The organism is Sphingobacterium sp. BIGb0165, assembly GCF_024810095.1.
Classification (GTDB): Bacteria; Bacteroidota; Bacteroidia; order Sphingobacteriales; family Sphingobacteriaceae; genus Sphingobacterium; species Sphingobacterium detergens.
Map to the genome: position 1 here is coordinate 369,749 of NZ_JANUEB010000006.1, position 22,388 is coordinate 392,136.

14 protein-coding genes are annotated in these 22,388 nt (G+C 42.2%); 1 reads left to right on the forward strand and 13 read right to left on the reverse strand.

The genetic code is table 11. The annotated features are described in order from the left end of the window. Positions 1-10: 10 nt before the first annotated feature. The 5 genes from M2408_RS15985 to M2408_RS16005 form a co-directional block, all read right to left on the reverse strand. Entirely contained in the window at positions 11-1,189 is a 1,179-nt protein-coding gene (locus M2408_RS15985; protein WP_259183307.1) for a DUF4998 domain-containing protein, read from the reverse strand. A gap of 20 nt (positions 1,190-1,209) precedes the next feature. Next, positions 1,210-2,400 (reverse strand): DUF5000 domain-containing lipoprotein, encoded by a 1,191-nt coding sequence (locus M2408_RS15990; RefSeq protein WP_259183308.1) that lies wholly within the window; start codon positions 2,398-2,400, stop codon positions 1,210-1,212. A 23-nt stretch (positions 2,401-2,423) separates the two neighbouring features. Beyond that, complete coding sequence (locus M2408_RS15995; protein ID WP_120259044.1) at positions 2,424-4,322, reverse strand: RagB/SusD family nutrient uptake outer membrane protein; 1,899 nt, start codon at positions 4,320-4,322, stop codon at positions 2,424-2,426. A gap of 13 nt (positions 4,323-4,335) precedes the next feature. Continuing rightward, positions 4,336-7,527 carry a TonB-dependent receptor gene (locus tag M2408_RS16000; RefSeq protein WP_259183309.1) on the reverse strand — a complete coding sequence of 1,064 codons (3,192 nt, stop codon included), beginning with the start codon at positions 7,525-7,527 and terminating at the stop codon, positions 4,336-4,338. Between the two features lie 276 nt (positions 7,528-7,803). Continuing rightward, positions 7,804-8,109, reverse strand: coding sequence for a hypothetical protein (locus M2408_RS16005; RefSeq protein WP_259183310.1), 306 nt, complete (start codon positions 8,107-8,109; stop codon positions 7,804-7,806). A gap of 464 nt (positions 8,110-8,573) precedes the next feature. Between M2408_RS16005 and M2408_RS16010 the strand changes: the two genes are divergently transcribed. Continuing rightward, the gene (locus M2408_RS16010; RefSeq protein WP_259183311.1) at positions 8,574-9,809 is read left to right on the forward strand and encodes a DKNYY domain-containing protein; all 1,236 of its coding nucleotides are present in this window, start codon (positions 8,574-8,576) and stop codon (positions 9,807-9,809) included. Positions 9,810-9,905: 96 nt separating this feature from the next. Here M2408_RS16010 and M2408_RS16015 read toward each other — a convergent pair whose 3' ends face one another. From M2408_RS16015 to M2408_RS16050, 8 genes are all read right to left on the reverse strand, one after another. After that, positions 9,906-11,369: a polysaccharide lyase 6 family protein gene (locus M2408_RS16015; RefSeq protein WP_259183312.1), complete on the reverse strand. Its 1,464-nt coding sequence runs from the start codon at positions 11,367-11,369 to the stop codon at positions 9,906-9,908. A gap of 40 nt (positions 11,370-11,409) precedes the next feature. Then, the gene (locus M2408_RS16020) at positions 11,410-12,165 is read right to left on the reverse strand and encodes a hypothetical protein (RefSeq protein WP_259183313.1); all 756 of its coding nucleotides are present in this window, start codon (positions 12,163-12,165) and stop codon (positions 11,410-11,412) included. Positions 12,166-12,189: 24 nt separating this feature from the next. Then, positions 12,190-13,743 carry a RagB/SusD family nutrient uptake outer membrane protein gene (locus M2408_RS16025; RefSeq protein ID WP_259183314.1) on the reverse strand — a complete coding sequence of 518 codons (1,554 nt, stop codon included), beginning with the start codon at positions 13,741-13,743 and terminating at the stop codon, positions 12,190-12,192. 86 nt (positions 13,744-13,829) lie between these two features. Then, on the reverse strand, positions 13,830-16,928 hold the full coding sequence (locus tag M2408_RS16030) for a TonB-dependent receptor (protein WP_259183315.1): 3,099 nt from the start codon (positions 16,926-16,928) through the stop codon (positions 13,830-13,832). Positions 16,929-17,200: 272 nt separating this feature from the next. Then, complete coding sequence (locus M2408_RS16035; RefSeq protein ID WP_259183316.1) at positions 17,201-19,336, reverse strand: TIM-barrel domain-containing protein; 2,136 nt, start codon at positions 19,334-19,336, stop codon at positions 17,201-17,203. A gap of 5 nt (positions 19,337-19,341) precedes the next feature. After that, positions 19,342-20,478, reverse strand: coding sequence for a glycoside hydrolase family 105 protein (locus M2408_RS16040; RefSeq protein WP_259183317.1), 1,137 nt, complete (start codon positions 20,476-20,478; stop codon positions 19,342-19,344). Between the two features lie 111 nt (positions 20,479-20,589). After that, positions 20,590-21,303 (reverse strand): LytTR family DNA-binding domain-containing protein, encoded by a 714-nt coding sequence (locus M2408_RS16045; protein ID WP_259183318.1) that lies wholly within the window; start codon positions 21,301-21,303, stop codon positions 20,590-20,592. Then, entirely contained in the window at positions 21,300-22,334 is a 1,035-nt protein-coding gene (locus tag M2408_RS16050; protein ID WP_259183319.1) for a sensor histidine kinase, read from the reverse strand. The genes M2408_RS16045 and M2408_RS16050 overlap by 4 nt, the downstream gene beginning before the upstream one ends. Positions 22,335-22,388 lie beyond the last annotated feature (54 nt).

Consider the following 22,388-nt stretch of genomic DNA (forward strand, 5'->3'; position numbering starts at 1 on the left):
CTGCTTGATATTATTGTAAATTGATCTGAAACGCGTTAATCTTCATGTAATGGTCCGGTTGAAAATTGACCAGAATCCCCATATTTATGGTGACTTTTTCCTTGATTTCAAAATAGACCCCATCGGATTTTACGTCTGCATGGGCCATTGCCTGTTGAATTTGCTCAAGATCTGGAATTCCACTGTTTGCTTTGCTTACGACCAGTTTTGCTGGCGGTTGATCATAATTTGTCCAGGATAAGTTACAAAAAAAACGATATTTACCGGGAAATAAGGTTACTTTTTGCTCAATTTTACCATTTACGATCGCTGGAGCGCCCCATCCGGCTTCAATATTAACCACACCCCCATCATCCGAACCAAAGCCACCATAACCATTGTGGTTTTTCATGCTCGTATTGGTTATCCAATGATCCAGATTTCCCCAACGGTTGCCATCGAAAGCCGTCGCTGTAAACGGAGTTTTGTAATTCTTCAGACACCAAATACTGATGTCGCCTTTTTTTATCGGTAGTTTGTTGCGCTGCACCATAAAGGTATCAATCGCATTGCTATCAGGCCGAAATACAGTCTGGTAAGCAATCTCTTGATTCGGCAGATAGTCCAAGAGATTAATTTTCTCATTCAGCTCTTTCGTCCGCACCACGGTATCCGTAGTTGTATTGTTTTGATTCTTATAAGTCATGCGAACGGCATAGAATCCCACACTTGGTGTCACATCCTGTAAGGCAAGTTGAAATTGTTGATCAGCCATAAAATTCTGATCCAATATTGTCCGCTGGAAAAGTCCTTCACGATAACGATCGCCATAAACGTTTCCGACAAGAAAGGTCGGTACCGAAAATCTTCCTTGGCTATCTACTGTACGGATTTCGAAATTCATGGGCCCTTCCGGTAGATTTTCAATCACATAATGTACGGTATCGATAGCATCAGTCAATTTTACCGGAAACTTCATGGAATCCTGTTTACTGTTCCAATACACGCGCAGCTCGGAAACTCCGGCGTTCACCCGAAAGATGCCATCTACTTGTACACGATATTTTCCCGAACGTATTTTGATGGAATCCAGCTTCGCAGGATATACTATTTCCTGTCCATCGGTGAATTTCGTAAATTCATCCATCTTAGAACATGCGCCGAATAAACAAACGCCGAACAAGGCCAGTATGCATAGATATGTTCTCATCTTCATTTTCTTTTTAATAGTTAATAAACACCCCATACTTGTACTTGGGCAATCTGGATAAAGTAACTACCACGCCAGTTGCGCAGATTGCGGATCCGTAGATATTTGTATTTTGGTGCATCTTCGGGCATATCAAAAGACCAACCTGCGATGCCATATACTTCATCTGCGTTGGTATTTGTTCCAGCTGGAGTACCCGAAGGTTTTCGCACAGTACAGGTTGTCAGTTTAGACCAAGATTCCCAGGAGCCATCTAGATTTGGACTGTTACTTCCCCAGACTTCAAATTCACGCATGTTACCCTTATCGTAAAAACCATTTTCCCGACGTGGGAAAATCACGATACGACTTAATTTTGCTTCCTTACCGATAGAAAAAGTCAGGGATTGCGGAGCACCGGCGCTTTCAACCGTATATAAGGCTGGCCATCGGGAGGGATTCATGTTGCCGTCCCACATCATTTCCGAAGTCGTCCCGTACATATACTGCGCATCCCCCGGTAAATGTAACGCTGCAAACTGCTGTCTCGGAAAAAGATTTTCTTCCAGAGGTGTCAGCGAGGTATACAACGTATCCGATTTATTTAACCATCGGTCACGCACATAAAAGGCAAATTTCATTTCACGGGATTTCAGTCCGCGGATATTATATAAGATCAGGGAATCCTGGCTATAATAGTTGTCCAAAGGCAAATATTCCCCATTATTCAGGGAGTCAACCATAGGGACAATAACGACATCACCTTTTTCCTGATTGATTGAACTTATCCGGACGCCGCCAAATGTTGGCGCAATTTTCATTTGCCCGAATACGAGATCAAAAATCGGTGTTTTAGGTTCTACTGTAACGTCCACAGCATCTGAAGCCACTTCGGCCTTATTGACGGCGTAAAGCTTTACAATATGTTTTTGTGTATCCGGAAAACCGTCGATTAAGATCTCATTTTTATAGGTTGATGATTTTACGATCCGTGTCTGTCCATTGGCCATGACATATTCGGCCTTTACATACAATACATTTTGACTGGACGGTAAACTGTAATGTATCGTTGCCTGTCCGTAGCCGTTGGTAACAGAAGTATTTTGCACAATACCTGGTTTCGTTTGGTCATCTTCAATCAGCGTCCATCCCTTTTCCTCTTTACAACCAGCCAATAGATAAAAAAGACCGATCAGGACATAGCAATAGTTTAAATATTTTAGATTTTTCATAATTTTTCTATTTAAATAAGGGATTACCAACCTGGATTTTGTACTAAGTTGGGATTGACCAAAAGGTTGTTTTCCCTTATCGGCCAGAAGTAATCTCTCGGTGCCACAAAACGTTGTTGAAAAAAGGTCTGCTCTTTATAGAAAAGTTCGGGATGATCTTTATCCTGGTTTCTATCCCAGCCGGTAATGTTTTTATTCAGCTCTTGTGCCGCCAGCTTCCAGCGTTTCAGATCCCAAAAACGTGATCCCTCAAAGCTCATTTCGATATTCCGTTCACGTTGGATAATGCTGCGCAAACCTTGCTTGCTTGTCGGTTTAGCAGGGTTTAACGCATACTTTGACCAGGATTCTTGGATACCTTCCAACCCAGCCCTTTTCCGAATTTTATCGAGGTATAAAAAGACGTCAGCTGTTGGTCCCTCGCTTTCGTTCAAAGCTTCGGCATACATCAAGTACAGATCCGCCAGGCGCATCATCGGCCAAGGATACTCTTCAATGTGTGAACTATTGCCATCTTTGAAAGCAAATTTCCAATTCACTAATTTTTTGGGATAGTATGTTGTCACAGGAATAGAGAGTCCGCTGCCAAATAATCCCAGGCGTAACTGTGTGGTCCAGGTATTTTCATCACTACGGCTTGGACTATTTTCCATAAACCAGATCCCCCCATCAAAACCAACATTGGCGTAAAACCTATTTTCGCGATCAAAATGTACACGTGCAGTCTGATAATTCTGAATATTATTGAACCGCTCTGCATAGTTACCCGAACGAAGCTGATTCTTATTACTAAAATCCAGGGTTTTATCTTCGTCCATTGGCACGCCATTTCGGGTATAGAATTGGTCAACAATCTTTAAGGAAGGTGCTAAGGTACCATGTACACTGTTATTACCTGCATTATTAGGATCAATATGTGCCATGGATGAATACTGCATCTGCCAGGCCCGTGAAGTCGGATTTGCCCAGATAATTTCCTTGTTCCATTTTTCAGTCACAGCATTGCGAACGCTCATTTGAATCATTGTCGTATCGGAGAGCGGAAATACAGTACCAGGAAATTGGTATAAACCCATTCCCAGGTTCTCGCATGCGGTAATCGCTTCCTTTGCCGCACGGGCGGCCTTCTGCCATTTTTCCAACTGAAAGCTCTGGTTGAAAAACAGCGTACCATCGACATTTTTAAAGGTTGCATAATCCGTATTACCGTTAAACAGCGGACTCGCGGCATACAATAATACTTTTGCTTTAATCCCCAAGGCAATAGGCTTGGTAATACGGCCCAAATCCGTAACCGGAGACTGGACCGTATTGGGTAGTTTAGGAATTGCCTCGTCAAGAACCTTGACTATATAATCGACAACCTCATCAATAGGCTGGCGTTTAACTTTTGCATCCTCGATAGAAGTATTTACAGATAAGTTGACATCCATTGTAGGAATAGGTCCGTAATGCCGCATCAACATAAAGTGATAGTATGCTTTTAAGAACATCACCTCTCCTTCCCAGGTGGTACGCTCGTCCTGTGTCATATCACGTACTTTTTCGGGATTACGAATATTTTCCAGAAAAATATTACAGTCGCGAATGGCATTATACATATAACCATCCCAATAGTTCACATAGGGATTGGTGACGTTCTGATTTCCACGGGCAATATTCCAGTTTGTTCCATCGATACTGAGGGTTGGGTAATCCAACCAGAATTCATCCCCCGCTAGGTAAGCTGGATTTCTGGTCGGATCACCATCCGGTGGCAGGTATGAATAACAGGTAGCCAAGTACTTTATTGCTTCGCTACGCATCGTAAATGCATTATCTATTGTCGCCACATTATCCGGCACGACATCCAAATAGTTGCAGGATTGAAAAAACAATAAACCTGACGCAACCAGTAATTTAATTAATCTTAGATTTTTCATGATAAACTGCCTTTTAAAATCCTACGTTAATACCTACGTTATACACAGCCTGCACAGGATAGCCTAATCCTTCACCACCCATTTCAGGATCCCACATCTTAAATTTGCTCCATACGGCAAGGTTGAGTGCATTGACATAAAAACGGACATTGGACATCTTAAACTTGTTGAGAAACTGATTTGGTAGATTGTAGCCCAATTCAACAGATTTCAATCGCAAGAATGCGCCATTACGCATCCACCAAGTTGAAAACTGATTATTATTGTTGTTAAAACCATCCGTCAAGCGTGGCCACAGGGCCCTAACATCCTGGTTATCTTCGGACCAATAGCTGTTTGCCACTTCCTGCAACAAACCGTTTTGATAAGGTCCGTTGATCGCAAAAGGTGTAATATTTCCCGGATCAATAAAGAATGATGAACGGGCAGATCCCTGTAGAAATGCACTGACATCAAAACCTTTGAAACCTACAGAAAAACCCATCCCATAAATAATTTGGGGATCTGTCGGATAACCGATCGGCACTTTGTCTAAATCCGTGATTTTACCATCGCCATTGATATCCCTGTATTTGATATCACCACCCATGGTTTTAAAGGCGCCACCAAAATTTTGTAGCGGTGAGTTTTCCGCTTCGATATCATCGACAAACAGACGTTCAGCAATCAGACCATACGATTGTTTGATCGGATGTCGCAGCCGAGAGAGGTAGGATAAATTTGCCGGATAGTCAGGCTCTTCGTTAACCAGTAATTTGTTGGTTGCATAGGTCATATTTGCCCGCAACTGAGTCCACCAGGTATTTTGAAAGGACTTATTGTAATCCAGGGCCAAGTCAAATCCTCGGCTCTGCGCCTTTCCGATATTAGCCTGAATATCGGACTGAAAACCAGTTGTAGAAGGAATATTCGAACGCACCATTAGGATATTGCTGCGGGTAGAGTTGTAATAATCAAACACCACACCTAAGCCATTTTTTAGATTCAGGTCAAATCCAGCATCGAAGGTCTTTGCCCGTTCCCAGGTAATATCACGATTTTCATACCGCGATATGGAATAACCAGGCCGTGTGTAATCCCAGTTATTTCCCCAAGAGAAACCTCGTCCACCGTTATTCGGATTCACTTGCGATAGGTAGAAGAAACGATCCCGATCTTCGCCAATCTGATCGTTACCCACCAGACCATAGGTTGCTCTCAATTTTAAGCGGGAAACGACAGGAGTCATAAATTCAAACATTTTTTCCTCATTTAGGTTCCATCCTACACCAAAAGAGGGGAAGAAACCAAAACGATGATCTTTGGAGAAACGTTCAGAACCGTTGTAGCCGAAGTTGAACTCAAAAAGGTAGCGGTTTTTGTAGGCATAGGTTGCGCGGCCTGACACCCCGAGGTTGCGAGCAGGCAAAGAAGCCTGCAAGTCGCCACCGTTAGCGGTCTGATAATTACGGATAATACCGATCAACATCCCTGTGATATCATGGTCCTCAGCGATGGTGCGGTTGTAATTGACAGCAAACTCACCATAGGTTGTGGTATTTAGAATCTTATTTCCCTGGTTGTAATCCAGGTATTCCGTACCCTCATTTTCGTTGAGCAGACTTAAAACCGTATTGCTCGTACCTGGGATCCGGACCAAATTGTAATAAAATGGCTTAAAGCTCCGCGTGACAGAAAAATAAGAATAGCGTTGTGTATAGGCCATTAAGCGAGCGGATAGACCTTTGGTAATAAAATCGAAATTCTGTTTCAGTTCCAATTGCACATTGACTGTGGAGCTATTATATTCCTGAAAACCATTGACCATATTGGCGTAGGGATTGTTATATAGCGTTTTGGTGGTTGGAATAAAGTTATTTCCGAAAAGCGGATGCGTCGCGAATGGAGAATAGGAAGATGGATAAATTGCCGGAAACATTACCGGGTTGGACCAGATTGCTTCACGAAATACGCGCTGTCCACCATTGATCAGATTTCCCCATTTATCATAGCCCCCTATTGGTCCTGTATAGTCATCAAATTGGGCCGAAGTACGGATAATTCCAATAGTCGTTGGGGTAACATTTAAGGTAATATTAGAACGTAAGGAGTAGTTTTTCAGGTTGATATTATTATCAAAGCTATTACTATTTTCGGATCGCAGAATTCCCTTATCGTTATTAAAGGTACCTGCGACATAATATTGAGCAAGGTTTCCCCCACCGGTGACATTGAAGTTAAAGCGTTGGTTGTTGGTATAGTCCTTTATCAGCTGGTCGATCCAGTTATTATTGGGATAGAGCAACGGGTCGTCTCCCCGTTCAGTATGATCAATTTTGTTTTGGCTATAAGGAAGGGTTCCTTTCGGATCTCTGGTCAATACCGCCTCATTAGCCATCTTCATATAGGTGATATTATCGGCGAATTTAAAATTACGCGTGTTGGTTGAGATGGAGTTCTCAAAACGTGCATTGAATTTTGCCTTACCAACAATACCGCTTTTGGTGTTGACCAAAACAACCCCATTTGCACCTCTAGCGCCATATAACGAAGAGGCTGCTGCATCTTTCAATACGGAAAAACCAGCGATATCATCAGGCTGTAAGCGGGCCAGTGCGGTGGCATTGGATTCCATTCCGTCGATCAAAATCAAAGGATCCTTTTTCCCAGCGCCAAAAGAACCGACGCCGCGAATAAAGAAGGAAGCGTTGTCATTACCTGGTTCCCCACTCCGCTGGTAAGCAATTAGTCCAGCTACCCGACCCGCCAGCATGGAGGTCAGATTGGATGTTGGTCCCTTAATTTCTTTCGGATTGATCGAGGTAATGGAGGCCACCATGCTCGTTTTTTTCTGCGTACCGTAGGCTACGACAGTCACTTCATCCAGATTGGAACTTGATGAGGATAAGTAAATGGTCATACGGTTGGTACTCGTGACCTGAACAGTTTTGCGGTCGAATCCGACCGAAGTCAGGACAAGATGATCGTTGATGTGTGCATCTTTAATCAGAAATTGTCCCTGTGCATCCGTTGATACAACTGCATTCTTTCCCATAAAGGCAATTGTAACATTGGAAATGGGTAAATGTCCGACGCTATCCAATACAACTCCTCTCAATTCAAACGATTGGTTCTGTGCGTGCGCAAAACCAGCCATTAGCATAAAAAGGAAGACAAGACTACATCGCTGCCATTTACAGATTCGGTAATACATGTGGTAGATCATAAATTGGTCTTCTTATAGATTGGTTATTATACAGTAGTATGGCGAGTATTAATCTATACTATTCTATACTACTATACAATAGTAAAAACATTTTCCGACATCCGCAAATATTTTTTAATAATAGCTTCTGTTTGTACGATATATGGCACCAGTGGGCAACTACAAAAGGTGGGATTTGTTATAAAAATAAAAGCGGTATATACCGTGAAGAGTGAGGTTATATACCGCTAGGGAATCTATTTAGAAAATTTTACACAAAAAAAAGGTAGGCCTAGCCTACCCTTTTGTCAATGAGTGGTGATATTTTAAGGTATGATTGAGCGAATGTGCAGTCTGCCGGGCATCGTCCTGATAAGACGACAGATCCCCACAATTTCGAATGTCTGCCACATCCACTTTCTTTCTTACTTTGCTGATGACCTGATTTAGTTCGGATTTCCAGTTGCCCGGATCACCAAAATCGTCCATCCAATTTTTATTGATAAACCTTTTGTAGTTCAAAAGCAAAATATACAATTCCTCACCACTACCGGCGCGATTGATTGACGTGCACCAGTTCTCTAATTTGTCTTTAAAACTCATAACCAGCAATATACAAAAAAAATATTGCTTATCCAAATACTTGCTCTTATCGCGTCCCAGACCTAACACAAATATGACCGTACTTCCATAAAACCGTCCGCTTTGATGTCACATTGTCTGTCAACTCTTAATTAGTCCTTTTGCGATATGTCATGTATATCGGAATAAAAATTATCATGTATACCCAATTCAGGATTTATTCATGAATCGGTATAACAGGAACCAACCTCCCCCCTCGTTTGCATTTTCTTTACTTTTTGTTTACCGTTTTGATCCTATTTCTTTGCTATTATACCAAAGAAACAGCAACGGAATACCAAAGAAATAGCAAAGCAGAGGCAAGCCAGGCCCCTAGAAAGTTCGAAGAAACGGCCTAGAATAAGCAATAAATAAGCAGAGAAAAGAGGCCACAAATACCAAGAATACGATTATTTTCTTTTAAGTTTACACAGAAGATTTATTTTATGATCAAGGCTACTTTAAAAATTCTCGCGCTAACACTGTCTATAACAGCTGTCACTATTCCCAATGTAAGCTTGAGCTATCCAATCATTAAGGATCAGCCAAACCACTTCTTTTTACTCCAACAGGAACTGGGGGGTGGCTATATCAAAATCGGCAATCAGATCCTCTATAGAGGCCAAGAGGTGAAGGATGCCAATGCTTCTACTTTCAAATATCTCAAGGATGGTTATGCTAAAGATGCTTGGAAAGTTTATTTTCGTGGCAACATAATCAAGGATGCGTCGGCTTCTTCATTTCAAGTATTAACAAGCGGCTATACTAAAGATGCCTGGAAAGTATACTTCCGAGGGGAACCCATGCCAGATGCCTCGGCTTCATCGTTTCAGATATTAGGTGATCATTACAGCAAAGATTCATGGAAAGTCTTTTACAGCGGTCAGGTAATCCCCAATGCATCAGCTTCTTCTTTCAAATTGTTAGGCAATGGCTATTCCAAGGATTCATGGAAAGTATATTTTCGAGGTGAGCTATTGCAAGAGGCGTCGGCTTCCTCGTTTCAGATACTAGGTGATCATTATACCAAAGATTCCTGGAAAGTCTTTTACAGAGGACAAGTAATCAAAGATGCATCAGCCAGTACCTTCACACTCGTAGGAGATGGTTATTACAGGGATTCCTGGAAAGTCTTTTACAGTGGACAGGTAATCCCCAATGCATCAGCCTCCACTTTCAAGGTCTTAGGGGATGGGTATTCTAGAGATTCATGGAAGGCATTTTATTTCGGGAAAGAAATAGCGGAAGCAAATGCCTCCAGTTTTGAAAATTTGGGGCAAGGTTATGCTAAAGACCGATGGAACAGCTACTACAAAGGTCAGAAGAATGGCCAACAAGGCGGAGCCGCAGTAAAGATACTTGGTGGCGGTTATGCTAAGGATAACTGGGAAGTGTTTTATAAAAGTGAAAAACTGCAGGAAGCAACAGCATCTTCATTTGAATATATTACTGATGGTTATGCCAAAGACCGCTGGGAAGTTTATTATCAGGGCATCAAAATAGCCGATGCCACTGCAAGTTCCTTTACCGTTCTTGGTGGCGGTTATGCTAAAGATCGCTGGGAAGTTTTCTACCGTGGTCAGAAAGTGGAAGACGCGACAGCTTCTTCATTTGAGTACCTTGAAAAAGGCTATGCCAAAGATAGGTGGAACCAATACTATCGCGGTGAAAAAGTAAAGTAATCCGGAGCCAACAGACTCCCTAAAAAAAACACCCTCATTTCTTTCTATTTAAATAGAAAGAAATGAGGGCAAACCGGGTCCTTCCGACACAAACGCTTACGGATTGATGACCAAGCTATTTCCCAGTCCCGTCATAAATCCCGGACCGATATTTTGTGCTTTCAGTAAATCCCGATGTTTAGCGTCCAATTTTGGAGCACCAGCATCCGCTGCGGCAGCAAAAGGATAATTACCGACAAAAGCACCCAACACCGGACTGGTACTGGTCGGCTCATAGATTCCATCAGTTGTCAACGTATATTTTGGATTTTGACGTGTAAAACCAGCTGGAAGCTGTTGGCTCGTCGGCACATCAAATACAATATTTCCCTGGTAGGTAAAATTAATGGGTTGATCTGTAAAGGTCAGCATGGTTGAACTTGCAGCTTGCGACACCACATTATTGGCGATATGTCCATCTGTTGGTGGCAAGGTGCGACTGTTCCCCCCTTTTCCCGAACCGATATCGAATGATTGCTTACATTTAATCATGGTGTTGGCCACCACCTTCACACGTTTTACTTGATAGTAACCGCTTAACGGTGAATTAGGTACACCATCCATGACAGCCAAAGGTGCTTTTTGTCCTGTTCCCGCCATATTTTGGAAGTAATTGTTGTAGACAATATGATCCTCTCCGATTATCCGGATACCACCAGCTGCACTATTGCCGTTACCGACAAAATAGTTCCCATAAACAGCAGAACCATTTCCATGTCTCAAACATAGCGTCCCTTCGCTCTCATGAAAGAAGTTATTGCGGATGGTATCGCCCCCCATCTTGTTCGAGATAATTTCAGTTTCACCGTTGCAACGTTGAAAAATATTATCCTCAATCGTCGTAAATGCACTGGTCATGGACCAGTCACTTGTTCCGATACGGATCGTTTCGCCACCGTTATTCGGTAGCTCTGCCCGTTCCCCAAAGAAATTGTGATCGATCCGGTGTTTCATCGTTTTATTTGTCCCCCAGACCACCATCGTAGGTCCCTGATGTAATTTCCCCTTGAGATAACAATGATCAATACGATGATTCGATCCATTAATGGATACCCATCTATAGTCAGTAGTTGCTGCAGGTGGATTATAATCCACAATAGCCGTATTTGTCAACCGGCAATTTGATGAAGAAGAGGTGAAATCAACCACATTTTTTCCGGAGGTATACCCATTTTGGAATACCAGTCCATTAACCACGAGCCATTTCCCCGTAATGCTAATGGAAGAAGTACCTTTCATGATCACTGATCCAGGTTGTTCGGCGAGCAGCACAATAGGCTGCTGGCTTGTTCCCTGTGCATTAAATGTCAGTTCCTGATTCGTCCATTGTCCCGATTTCATGATCACCGTGTCACCCGGCTGCAGACTTAAAGCCTGCAAATCCGTAGCCGATTGAATAGTATGGCATTGCACACAGGCGATACCATTTAATTGCAATTTTACCGCAGCTGGTTTTTCACAGCTACTCCCCATCACCAATAAAAGTGATAAAGCGGATAATACTGAAAAGTTTCTCATCATATTTACATTTGTTTATAAGGTTCATTTTGCCCCACAGTACTTAAAAAGGATACACTGTGGTATTTCCTTTGGATCCAAAAACATGTACCACGCCATTCATTGTCACGTACCCCCCAGATCTATTGGTTGTTTTATCGTTGATCTGGATCGGTGCCAGATCATTGTTATTGACCAGTTTTAGATACATCACACCCTCCTGGTTAAAACCTTTCCCTTCGTTCATGTAACCCAACAGGGAGCTTTTACTTGCCACTGTATTTACTGGAAGCAATGTTTTGGCTTTGACATTGGAAATAGTCAATTTATCAAAGTTGTAATTCCCTTGTAAAATGAGATAAAGAAAATAATTACGAACATCATCGCGGTTATAATCTTCCCATTTCGTAGCTGGTCTGGTAATAGGCTTGCCTGTACCATCCTCCCCAGTCACAATAGGAACATCGAAGAAAAGTCCAGCAGTCACCTTTTTCGTTTTTGCATCCCATGTTTTTATCGCATCATTGTGTAAAAAGATAAATGTGCGATCCGTCTTATCCAATTCCTCAAGACCTATACCAGCATACTCTAATCCTTTACGCATCCATTTAAAGATCGTATCCGATGGATTCTCTGTAGTTTCATAGGAACGATTTTCCAAAAATTTGCGTGCACTGATCCCAATATTAGGATCCAGTGTTTTATGTTTGTAATCGTAATTTTCCTGTAATTCCAAATCGAAAAGCGAACAGCCTGTCAGCAGCAAACTTGCTGCAATAACCATATATTGTGTCCATTTTATATTACATATTCTTTTCATGACTCTTTGATTTATATTCATCTATTAATCAGTATATCCCGGATTTTGAACCAATAACGTATTGGAGTTTAACACATTTCGATGAACAGGCCAATACACTCTTCGTTGTGGATCCAGGAAGCCTGGTTTGTCTAAACTCCCAGCATCTTCTTGTCTACGTTTCAGAATAGGGTCCATCACTTCTTTTACACGGCCAGTACGTACCAGGTCAAACCAGCGTTTCCCCTCACCATATAGTTCCATGCGGCGTTCGTTCAGAATCGCAGTTTCTAGCTGATAAGCAGTTGCCAAACCAGGGTTACTCGCTTCGTACTCTGGGAGATTGGCTCGTTTACGTACAAAATTGAGGTATTTTAAGGCATTTGCCTTGTCACCCAATCCATTTAAAGCTTCAGCGTATAAGAGGTAAATATCAGCCAATCTATAGATCGTCAAATAGACCGGAAGCATTTGATTGGTTGCTGGCCAAGGATCTTCTTTGGTCGGAGTCGCATTTGTAGGGTACCATTTTATAAAGCGGTCCCGCTTGTTATTCGGTAAACCGTAATAAACATCGAGGGTCTGCTGCGGACGGATATCAGAACTTGGTGTGCTGGTCGTCTGTGGTTGGAACAAATCCGCCCATGCTGTTTCGTCGACAACAATTGGCTTATTATTAGGCGCCCATGAGGTCTGCATACAAGCACATCCGTTTTTTGTATAATCCCAATGTATACTCCAAATGGCTTCCTTACTATTCAATGGCCCAGTGAAAATTGCTTTCCAGGTGGCAGCGTCCTGCAAATTTTTCTCATTGGTACCCGCATAGCTTACACCTGTAGGAGATTTGGCCAAAAACAATTTTTCGATCCATATCTTCGCATTCGGATAATCTTTCTTCCACATGTAAACATCAGCCATCATGGCACAGACCCCTGCACTACCGATCGTCCATAGTGGGTTTTTGGCATCCTTATCCACCTGCGCATAGGCTTTTTCCAGATCGGGGATAATCACTTCATCCATGATCTTTTCCTTTTTGTCCCTTGGACGTGATGCCGGCAGATTAATATCTTCATAAGGTTCCAACCAGATCGGAGCATCTCCCCATACGCGGACCAGGTAGAAATAACACATTGCCCGGAGGGCATAACATTGTGCTAAATAATCATCAACCATTTGTGCTGTAATCCGGCTATCTAATTTAGCCGCCTGCGGAATATATTTAATATTCAGATTGGCTCTTCCGATGATGTTGTATAAACCACTCCAATCCGAAAATTGATTGGTTGGAGTAATACCATTTAAAACAATCTCATCAATAAAATCTTTGGTATAGCTAATGCTCCGGTCAAAATTATCTGAGCGATATTCTCCCCAATACAAGTATTTTTCCAAAAAATTATCTTTTGCATTACCTACGCCAATCATTTCTATCTGAAATCCACTGTACATTCCTGCCATAGCAGCCTGTACATCATATAGATTTTTAAAATGCTGATCCAATGCAACTTCTGCCAAAGGTTTTTCCTCCAGAAATTTACTACATCCCCCTAATGTGGCCGACAAAAGTAATAGTGCTAAAATCTTTGTTTTCATCTGTATAATTTTTTCTTAAAAGTGATGAAGCGATCTGACTTACTTTTCATTTGGATAAATCGTGATGGTTTCATAACTAAAATCTCTTAAAAATTGATATTTACTCCAAATCCATATTCTCTTCTTCTTGGATAACGCCCGTCATCCTCACCCGGTGTTAATGGATTCGTTGTGCTGAATTCCGGATCATAGCCTTTATAATTGGTCCAGGTCAATAGATTCGTTCCATATACATAAGCCGTAAGCCCTTTCATTTTCAACTTATTGATCAATTGCTGATCAAATGTGTACGATAAGCGTGCACTGGCAAGACGCACAAACGAACCGTCTTCGATATATAGGCTATTTTGATTGGTTTTCATATTTCCGCGGTTATTTTTTTCCAAATAGTAAGGATATTTGGCCTGGTCGCCTGGTTTGCGCCATACATTATAGACCATATCCGGCGAACCCGCCCCAGTATTTGTAGGGTAATTCTGGCGCTGCAATAGCGCATTATACACTTCGCGCCCAAACGAACCATTGAAAAGAACATTTAGTGAAAACCGTTTATAGGTAAAAGTCTGCATAAAACCGAAGTAGAAATCGGGAGTTGCATTACCGAGAACCATCCGGTCTTCATCGTTGATCAAACTATCTTTTTTATTATTAAGCCATTCAGCATCTCCGCCTTTTAATTTGCCATCAGGCGCATATAACTGCTGTACAGTTCCGTTATAATCACGACCATCGAAAGTATAGACAGGCTTTCCATCACGATATAAAGGTTTACCTTGATCGTCCAAGGTCAGCGTTAACTTATCCCAATTATCATTGTAAGCATTCGATTCATCCCAGGCATAGACACCCAGATTGCGCCAACCATAAAAATTGCCAATACGACCGCCCTCTTCTACATACCATTTATTGCCCGCAAATGTCGGTACACCATCAGCCAGTTTCAAGATCTTATTACGTTCAAAAGATATATTTCCACTAACTTCCCAAGTAAAATCGCGCGTCACAATCGGTTTACCATTCACGATCAATTCCACTCCTTTGGAACGAATCGAGCCAAAATTCACATTAACTTTTGAAAATCCAGCTTCTTTAGCCAATTCTCTTGGGTATAGTAAATCTGTGGTTGTTTTCACGTAATAATCAGCTGTAACTCCTAAGCGTCCACTTAAGAAGGTAAGATCCAACCCTGCATTATGCTGTGTTGTCTTTTCCCATCTGATCAAGTTATTTCCGAATGTCGGTGTCAATGAAGCTCCACCGATCCCGTTGTAATTACCACCAAATTTTACTTTAGTATAGGATTCATAATCTCCGATCTGATCATTTCCGAGCTGACCGATACTATATCTGATCTTCGCATCCTGTAATGCTGGTTTCGCCCACTTCATAAAGTTTTCATCCGAGAATCGCCATGCTGCGGATCCTGAGAAAAAATTTACCCATTTATTGGCCTGAGCAAAACGCGAGGAACCATCTCTTCTGAAGGAACCCTGTACCAAATAGCGACCTTTATAATTGTAACCAACCCGACCAAATATGGATGCCGTTGCATTGGCTGTCGCCCAGGTGTTTGTATTCGCTAAAACCAAATAATCAGGCAAGCTAACCCGGATTTCCTCGTTGACGCTATTCATGTACTCCGAATGAAAGCGATCTGTTCTTCTTCGATCAGCACTAAACCCCAGTAAAGCATAGACATTGTGATCCTGCGCAAAGGTTTTATTATAATTCAGATACGATTGAAACTCCCATGTAAAGATTTTGTTGAACTCGTTTGTTCCGTAATTTTGATCCAATTTGGCAGACAGAAAACGAGGCGAAAATTCTGTAGTCTGCGTATTGTCTAATCGCGCATTAAATAATGTTGTGAATTTCAGATCATCTCTTATTTGATAATCAAGCTGATTATTGAATTGTCCTGCATAGGTCTGAATCAGATTTTCTTCATACAGCGCATTGGCAATAGGGTTTCGCTTCGATCCGATGTAACTCGTCAACGATCCATCTGGATAATAAATTAAAGAATAAGCAGGTCGATCCATAAGGACACGGATGGTATTTCCAATTGGTGTAGCGTTTGTTTTTTGCCAAGAAAAGGAAATATTATTGGAATAGCGCAATTTGGACGACATCTGATATTCGACGTTAATACGTGATTGCAACCTTTTTGCATAGCTGTTTAACATAATAGATTTATCATCCAAATAGTTCAAACTGCTGTAGTAGCGAAGATTTTTCTGACCACCACCAATACTCAATTTAATCTCTTTCTTTTGAGCGAGGTTCCCCAATAACAAACGCTGAAGATCATTATCGGCATTGAAACTTGGATTTATAGAATCCGTATTGGTTGCGTTACCCTGTATATTTCTGAACTCCCGAACTTCGGCCGAATTGCTAACTGGTATGTAATGTGACAAGCGACCAAAAAGATGGTTGTAATTTAGATTGATCAATGGTCTCCCCTCCGATCCGCGTTTGGTCGTAATCAAAATCACCCCATTGGCACCCCGTGTACCATAAATTGACGCCGAACCAGCATCTTTTAGTACCTCAATACTCTCAATGTCTGTGGGATTGATATTTGCACCTTCAGGATTAATGATACCGTCCACCAAATACAAAGGACCATTACCACCATTTAATGTCGAAGTCCCCCGCACCTGGATGCTACCAGTTGCTCCGGGAGCACCACCACCATCATTGGTGACGAGTACCCCTGCTGCTTGTCCCTGTAAGGCATCAAAAATGTTGATCGGCTGGCGCTCTTCAATCTTTTTTGCACTCACAGAAGAGATAGCCCCAGTCAGATCGCGCTTTTTAACAGCACTACCGTAGCCCGTTACGACAATTTCATCCAAGGCATTGTCATTTTCAACCAGCTGTACGTCGATTTGTCGTTGAGCACCAACAGTACGCTCCTCGGCTTTCATCCCCACCTGACTAAAAACGAGTATACTTGCCGGAGCAGCCTCAATCTGATACTTCCCGGAAGCATCTGTACTTGTTCCCTGGCTCTTTCCTTTTACTCGGACGCTCACCCCCTGTAGTGCGTCACCTTTGCTATTACTCACTTTGCCGGAAAGCCGAACATTTTGTTGGGCAAAGAGCGGTAAACCCATACTTCCCATTATTAAAAATAGGCAGAGTACAAAGCACCCCATTTTTGTGATACTTTTCATCATAAGTTAGATATTTATTAATTGGTTATTTATTATACTAAGGTATGCCGGCCATCATGGCCCCATTTCGTCTCAGCTTCCACATTGATCGAAGCTAATGACAGATTCATTCCTATGCTCTTATTGGTTATTGTTTATAATTCGTTATTACTCAAATATCGCTCAGTTCCTCCTGTCAGAGGGTGTAAATTCTGTTCTTTTTAGCAGTAAAAAATGGTCATTTAATCTCAAAAAGCACTTTTCTAGACCATCAGGAATAAGCTATTTTATTTTTCCTATTTTGTCATAAATTCAAATTGAACCTTCCCAAATGTATTCGGTTTTCCCGTCTGCGGTCCGGATATTTCTCCGCTTAGGCCCCCTTTTGCATTTTTTTTGATCAACACCCGACGCCAAGCATAGCTCCCTTTTTCGTAATCAAAGCTCACACCGTCATCATCATATAGCTGATAGTTACCCTCCTTCTCCCCGTAATGACGGATGGTCAAATCGACTTTTTCATTGGGGAGCGGCGTGTGTAGACGGCTGCCCATCATGGGTATAATACCACCATCTTTGACGTAGACGGGTATACGGTCCATACCTGGATCTGCTACGATCTCCTCTCCATTGCCCACATATTTTCCTGTATAGAAATCATACCAATTACCTTTTGGCAATAACACCTTTCGGGACGACTCTCCAGCGAATAGCGGCGCAACCAGTATATATTCGCCACACATATATTGATCCTTCACCTCCCTGTTGACGGCTTCCAGGTAAGGATTTGTTTCCAGATCCTGGTTTCCCAACACGGCCTTAGCCTGCCCCTGGAAGCCTTCTTCCAATACCATCGCCCGGAAAGGAGGTGTACCATCAAAATGATACTTCGCAAATTCGGAATATAAATACGGCATCAGCTCCATTCTTAATTGTGCATAATATTTCACCTGATCAGCGACTTCGGGAAAAGACCAGGGTTTTGTCCCGCTGGACCAGGCATTGATCATCGCCATTGGCGAAAAGACAACAGACTGAAAACGACGTAGCCATTCCTGCCCAGTTTTCGATCCCCGCACTTCCGGCGTCCATAGTACACCGCAAAATCCACTATTGACCAGTGCGGTGATAAAATCTTGATGACTGTAATAATCATTGTAGATGACATAGGGCAAATTATTGGCTCCAGCATTCGATGCACGTACCAGTCCATAAGTTCGCTTATTCTGACTTCTGTATAAACTATCGGTCAGTTTCTGTGCAAGTACACCATAGGTTTGCCGCATTTGGATACCACTGATACCCGACGGAAATTTGGCCATATCAGGCCAAAGATAATAATCGTAACCGTCTACTTCATCCATTTTATAGCCGCTGACGCCAATATTGAGCTGGGCATCCATGAATTGTTTAGCGAGGATTTTTTTAGCTTCGGGATGATTCAAATCTGGAACTGTACCATTCCAGACGGTATGGGAACCTGTATAAGGTTCAATGGCCTTACTGATACCCGCTTCTGGCGAGACGTACGGATTTGTCCAGAGATTTAGACGAATTCCCTTCGTAGCCAATTTCTTGATCAGAGCAGCTGGATCCGGAAAACGTCCTTTGTCCCATTCAAAGGTACATGGATAAGCGCGCGACTGCCATCCGGGCTCAAGCCCAATGAAATCAAGCGGAAAACCATGTTCTTCAAACTGGGCCGCTTCATTGAGTACCTCTTCGGCAGTATAGAGTTTCTGTACCCGTTGTGTAAATCCCAGTCCCCATCGTGGCGGCAATGTACCACCACCGCAGAATAAATTATACCGTTTGATCGCGTCCAGGGGATTGATGCCCGCAAAGACATAAATTTCCACACCTGCTGCCGGGATATAAATCTCTACCGCATCTGAATAAGGACGCGAATTCCAGCTTTTATCAGTATTACGATCCTTGGCTTCTGCCGGCTCCTTAGCATCTTTACGAACGCCTGTACCCACGTAATAGGTTAGATACTGTGCAGAATTAACAAGCACTCCATAACCCTTGGAGGATACATAAAAAGGAACCGGAGCATGCGTACGGCCATTATCTTTGCCACCATAGTGATCGACATGCAGATTAAGGATCTTACCACGTTGGTGAACAGTTTGGAAATTCAGGCCTAAACCATAGATCTGTTCGTTTTTTGTCAACGGCATCCGCACATAGGTTTTCCCGTCAATCAGTTCCGCATGAACTTCCATTTTCGGAAATGGAAAATCAGTTGATTGCAGCTGTTCAAGTGTTGCAGCGCGCGGTTTGCTATCCGCAGCACCCAGCAAGGTATATTTCTCAGGCTGGCCAAAGGTACCTTTCCATACACCGGGATACTGCTCTTTCCATTGAATAGGTTGCGCTTTTGCCTGTGTACAGAGCAACAGCATAAGGATCATCAAGATTCTCTCCATAGCATTTATTTTTTTAACAGGGCATTTACACACCAGAGTATCGGCGCCTGCCCGTGCATGTCACCCGTCTTTTGTTTTCGGTCCAGATAATATTGATAATCATTTTTTCGGTTGGTACCTTCACAGACATTGGCGATATCTCCCTGTTCGTTGATATAGCCAACAAGAGCCAACCAAGCCTTACGTGTGATTGCTGTATATTCTTTTGCATCAAGCCAGCCGTTTCGCACACCTGTAATCAGGGCATAGGTAAACATGGCTGAACCCGAGGTTTCGACCCAGGATTCCGGTTTATCGATCAGTTGGCCCCACAGTCCATCTTCACGTTGATACTTTTTGAGGCTGGCCATCATTTTTTTGTAAGAGGCTAATATCGCCGGCCTATTGGGGTTATCGGTCGGTAAAGAAGACAGCAGTTCGCTCATCCCTGCCGCCATCCAGCCATTTCCCCTCCCCCAAAAGAAGGGTGCATCTGGAGCATGATAGAATAGTCCATTCTCCTTTTGGATGGTATCGAGATAGACCAGCATTTCATGGGCAGCCCGATCGATGTATTTACGCTCTCCAGTCACCTGAAATGCCTTGGACTGCACCATGGTAATCATATACATATCGTCTATCCAGTAACGTGTCTGCCAGGTGAGTCCCTGATCCAGAAACTTTTGGTAGGCATCTTTCACAGTTTGGGGCGAATCAATGGGGATGCTCCATTGGGCATCGGCAAAACGCATTCCCATCTCGCGAAAAGTTTTGTTTTTTGTCTGCTGATAAAGTTCAAGGGGAACGGTTCCAAATACCGCAAAATCCACATGCCAAGGTCGTGGCAACAAATGTTTCTCCGTATCAAAAAGAGGCATAAAGCGTTGGGTAAGCTGCTCAAGTAGTGCCTTGTCAGAACTGATATCGGCAAACTTCAATGCGCCGTACCAGGTACAGACTTCGGGATAGGTAATGGATTTGGGTGGCGCTGGTGGTTTAAAGCTGTTATGTGGACTTTCGACAAAACGCTGTGCGACCAAACGCCCTACGGTTGTGGGATTGGCCTTTTCGGGCCAGGTTTTCAAATCTATGCTTTGTGCCTGACCATATAGTGCCAAGGACACAGCAATACCCGAGAGTATTGACCTCACAATAGTTATCATTAGCTGGGTTTATATTTAGTTATTAGACCAAATATCGCTATGTAACTACTTTTTTGAGGGGTAATTTTCGACCATTTAGGTGGAAATATTGACTAGAAAGCTGCTGTTGATTTAACTCCCCCTTTTCAGAATATAGCGTTCGATACGCTGAGCGAGTGGCTCCCGATGACTTCTACCAATCGGGAGCTGTTTATTTTGCACCCAGATCATATTATGCTCAATACGATCAATTTTAGCCAGCGCCACGAGAAAGGACTGATGTATCCGAATAAATTCCTCTGCGGGCAGCTGTTCAGCGATGCTTTTTAATGTCAAATAAGCCATGATCTTCCTTTCCGTGAGATGGATGAAAACATAATTTCCAGCAGATTCAATAAAGAGTATATCCGCAAAATTTATCTTTTCGATTTTCTTTTCACAACGAACAAATAGAAAAGGAGGAGGAGGTACTTCTGTCCGACCCGATTCCATGTATTCTTTGGCTTTTAACACTGCTTTCAAAAATCGTTTAAAGGCGATTGGTTTAAGTAAATAGTCAAGCACATTCAGATCATAGCCATCCAACGCATATTCAGGGTATGCCGTCGTCAATATGACGACTGGTCTGGCGTTGATTTCCCGTAAATACTGAATCCCCGTTTTTTGAGGCATTTCAATATCAAGGAATAGGATATCCGCCTTATTCTGTTGAAGCCATTGATCAAGTTGATTGGTATTCTCAAATTCACCCACCAATTGTAAAAAATGAATATCATCTATAAATTCACGCAATATTTTTCTTGCAATAGGTTCATCATCCGCGATAATACAACTCAATTTATTCATATCATAATATTTAATTTAACAGACCAGATTGTACCATCATTTTCGATCTGTAATGTATGGGCTGCAGGATACAATAGTTGCAAACGTCGTCTGACATTTTCCAATCCAATACCACCAGTTTCCTGTACGCTGGGCCCATACGAGTTTTCACATTCAAATAAAAGCTCATTTTCTTTCTGCCGGAGTAAAATCTTGACAAAGCTTTCCTTTTCATTTGTATATCCGCTAAACTTAAATGCATTCTCTACAAAAGGTAAGAATAATAAGGGTACAATCCGTTTTCCCTCATCCGTTACATCGACTGTAAGTTCCACGGTTAACAGTTCATTTTTTCGCATCTGCTGAATTTCCATATAGCTTTTCAGGTAAGAAATTTCTTTTGCCAGATCTACGGTATCTGCATTAGCTTCATATAATCCATACCGCAATAGGTCTGCAAATTGTACCAATGCATCTCGGGCGGTACCATTATGTCTATCGATAAGTCCGTAAACCGTATTCAGACCATTAAACAAAAAGTGGGGATTGATCTGTGATCGCAGGTAATTCAGTTCGGAGTTCAGCTGTGCGATCTGAAAATTCTTCAATTGCTGGTCTTTTTCATAACGTGTTTGTGTAATAGAGATCATGCAGGAGACCACGACAAACCATAATGCATCCAAAAAGGAACTCCAGGCCAGTTGCTTATAGTCCGTAGTTGCAAAGTGAGGAAGTTTTTCGATAAGCTGATAATATTCTGTCAGCACAATGATCGATACGTAAACGAGAATAGAAAAGAGCACGGCCGTGAGATAAGCAAATCCTCTTTTTGTCCGTTCAAACCAAGGAAACAATAAAAAGCCATTGACCAAAGTAATGGCGACCATTAGGCAAAAATGGACAAAAAAGATAGGTACGAATGGCACCCAGTCGTCATCCGCAGCATATAATTTCCTGTTGAGCAGCATAAAACCTATATGGATCAGAATAAACAGAAAATAGTAAGTGTATTTTTTGTTTATGAACTGGTTCAGATAGGTTTGAATACTCATGGTACGCTACATTTTTGCAGTAATGCTTCTTGTTCAATTCTTTAGCAAACTAAT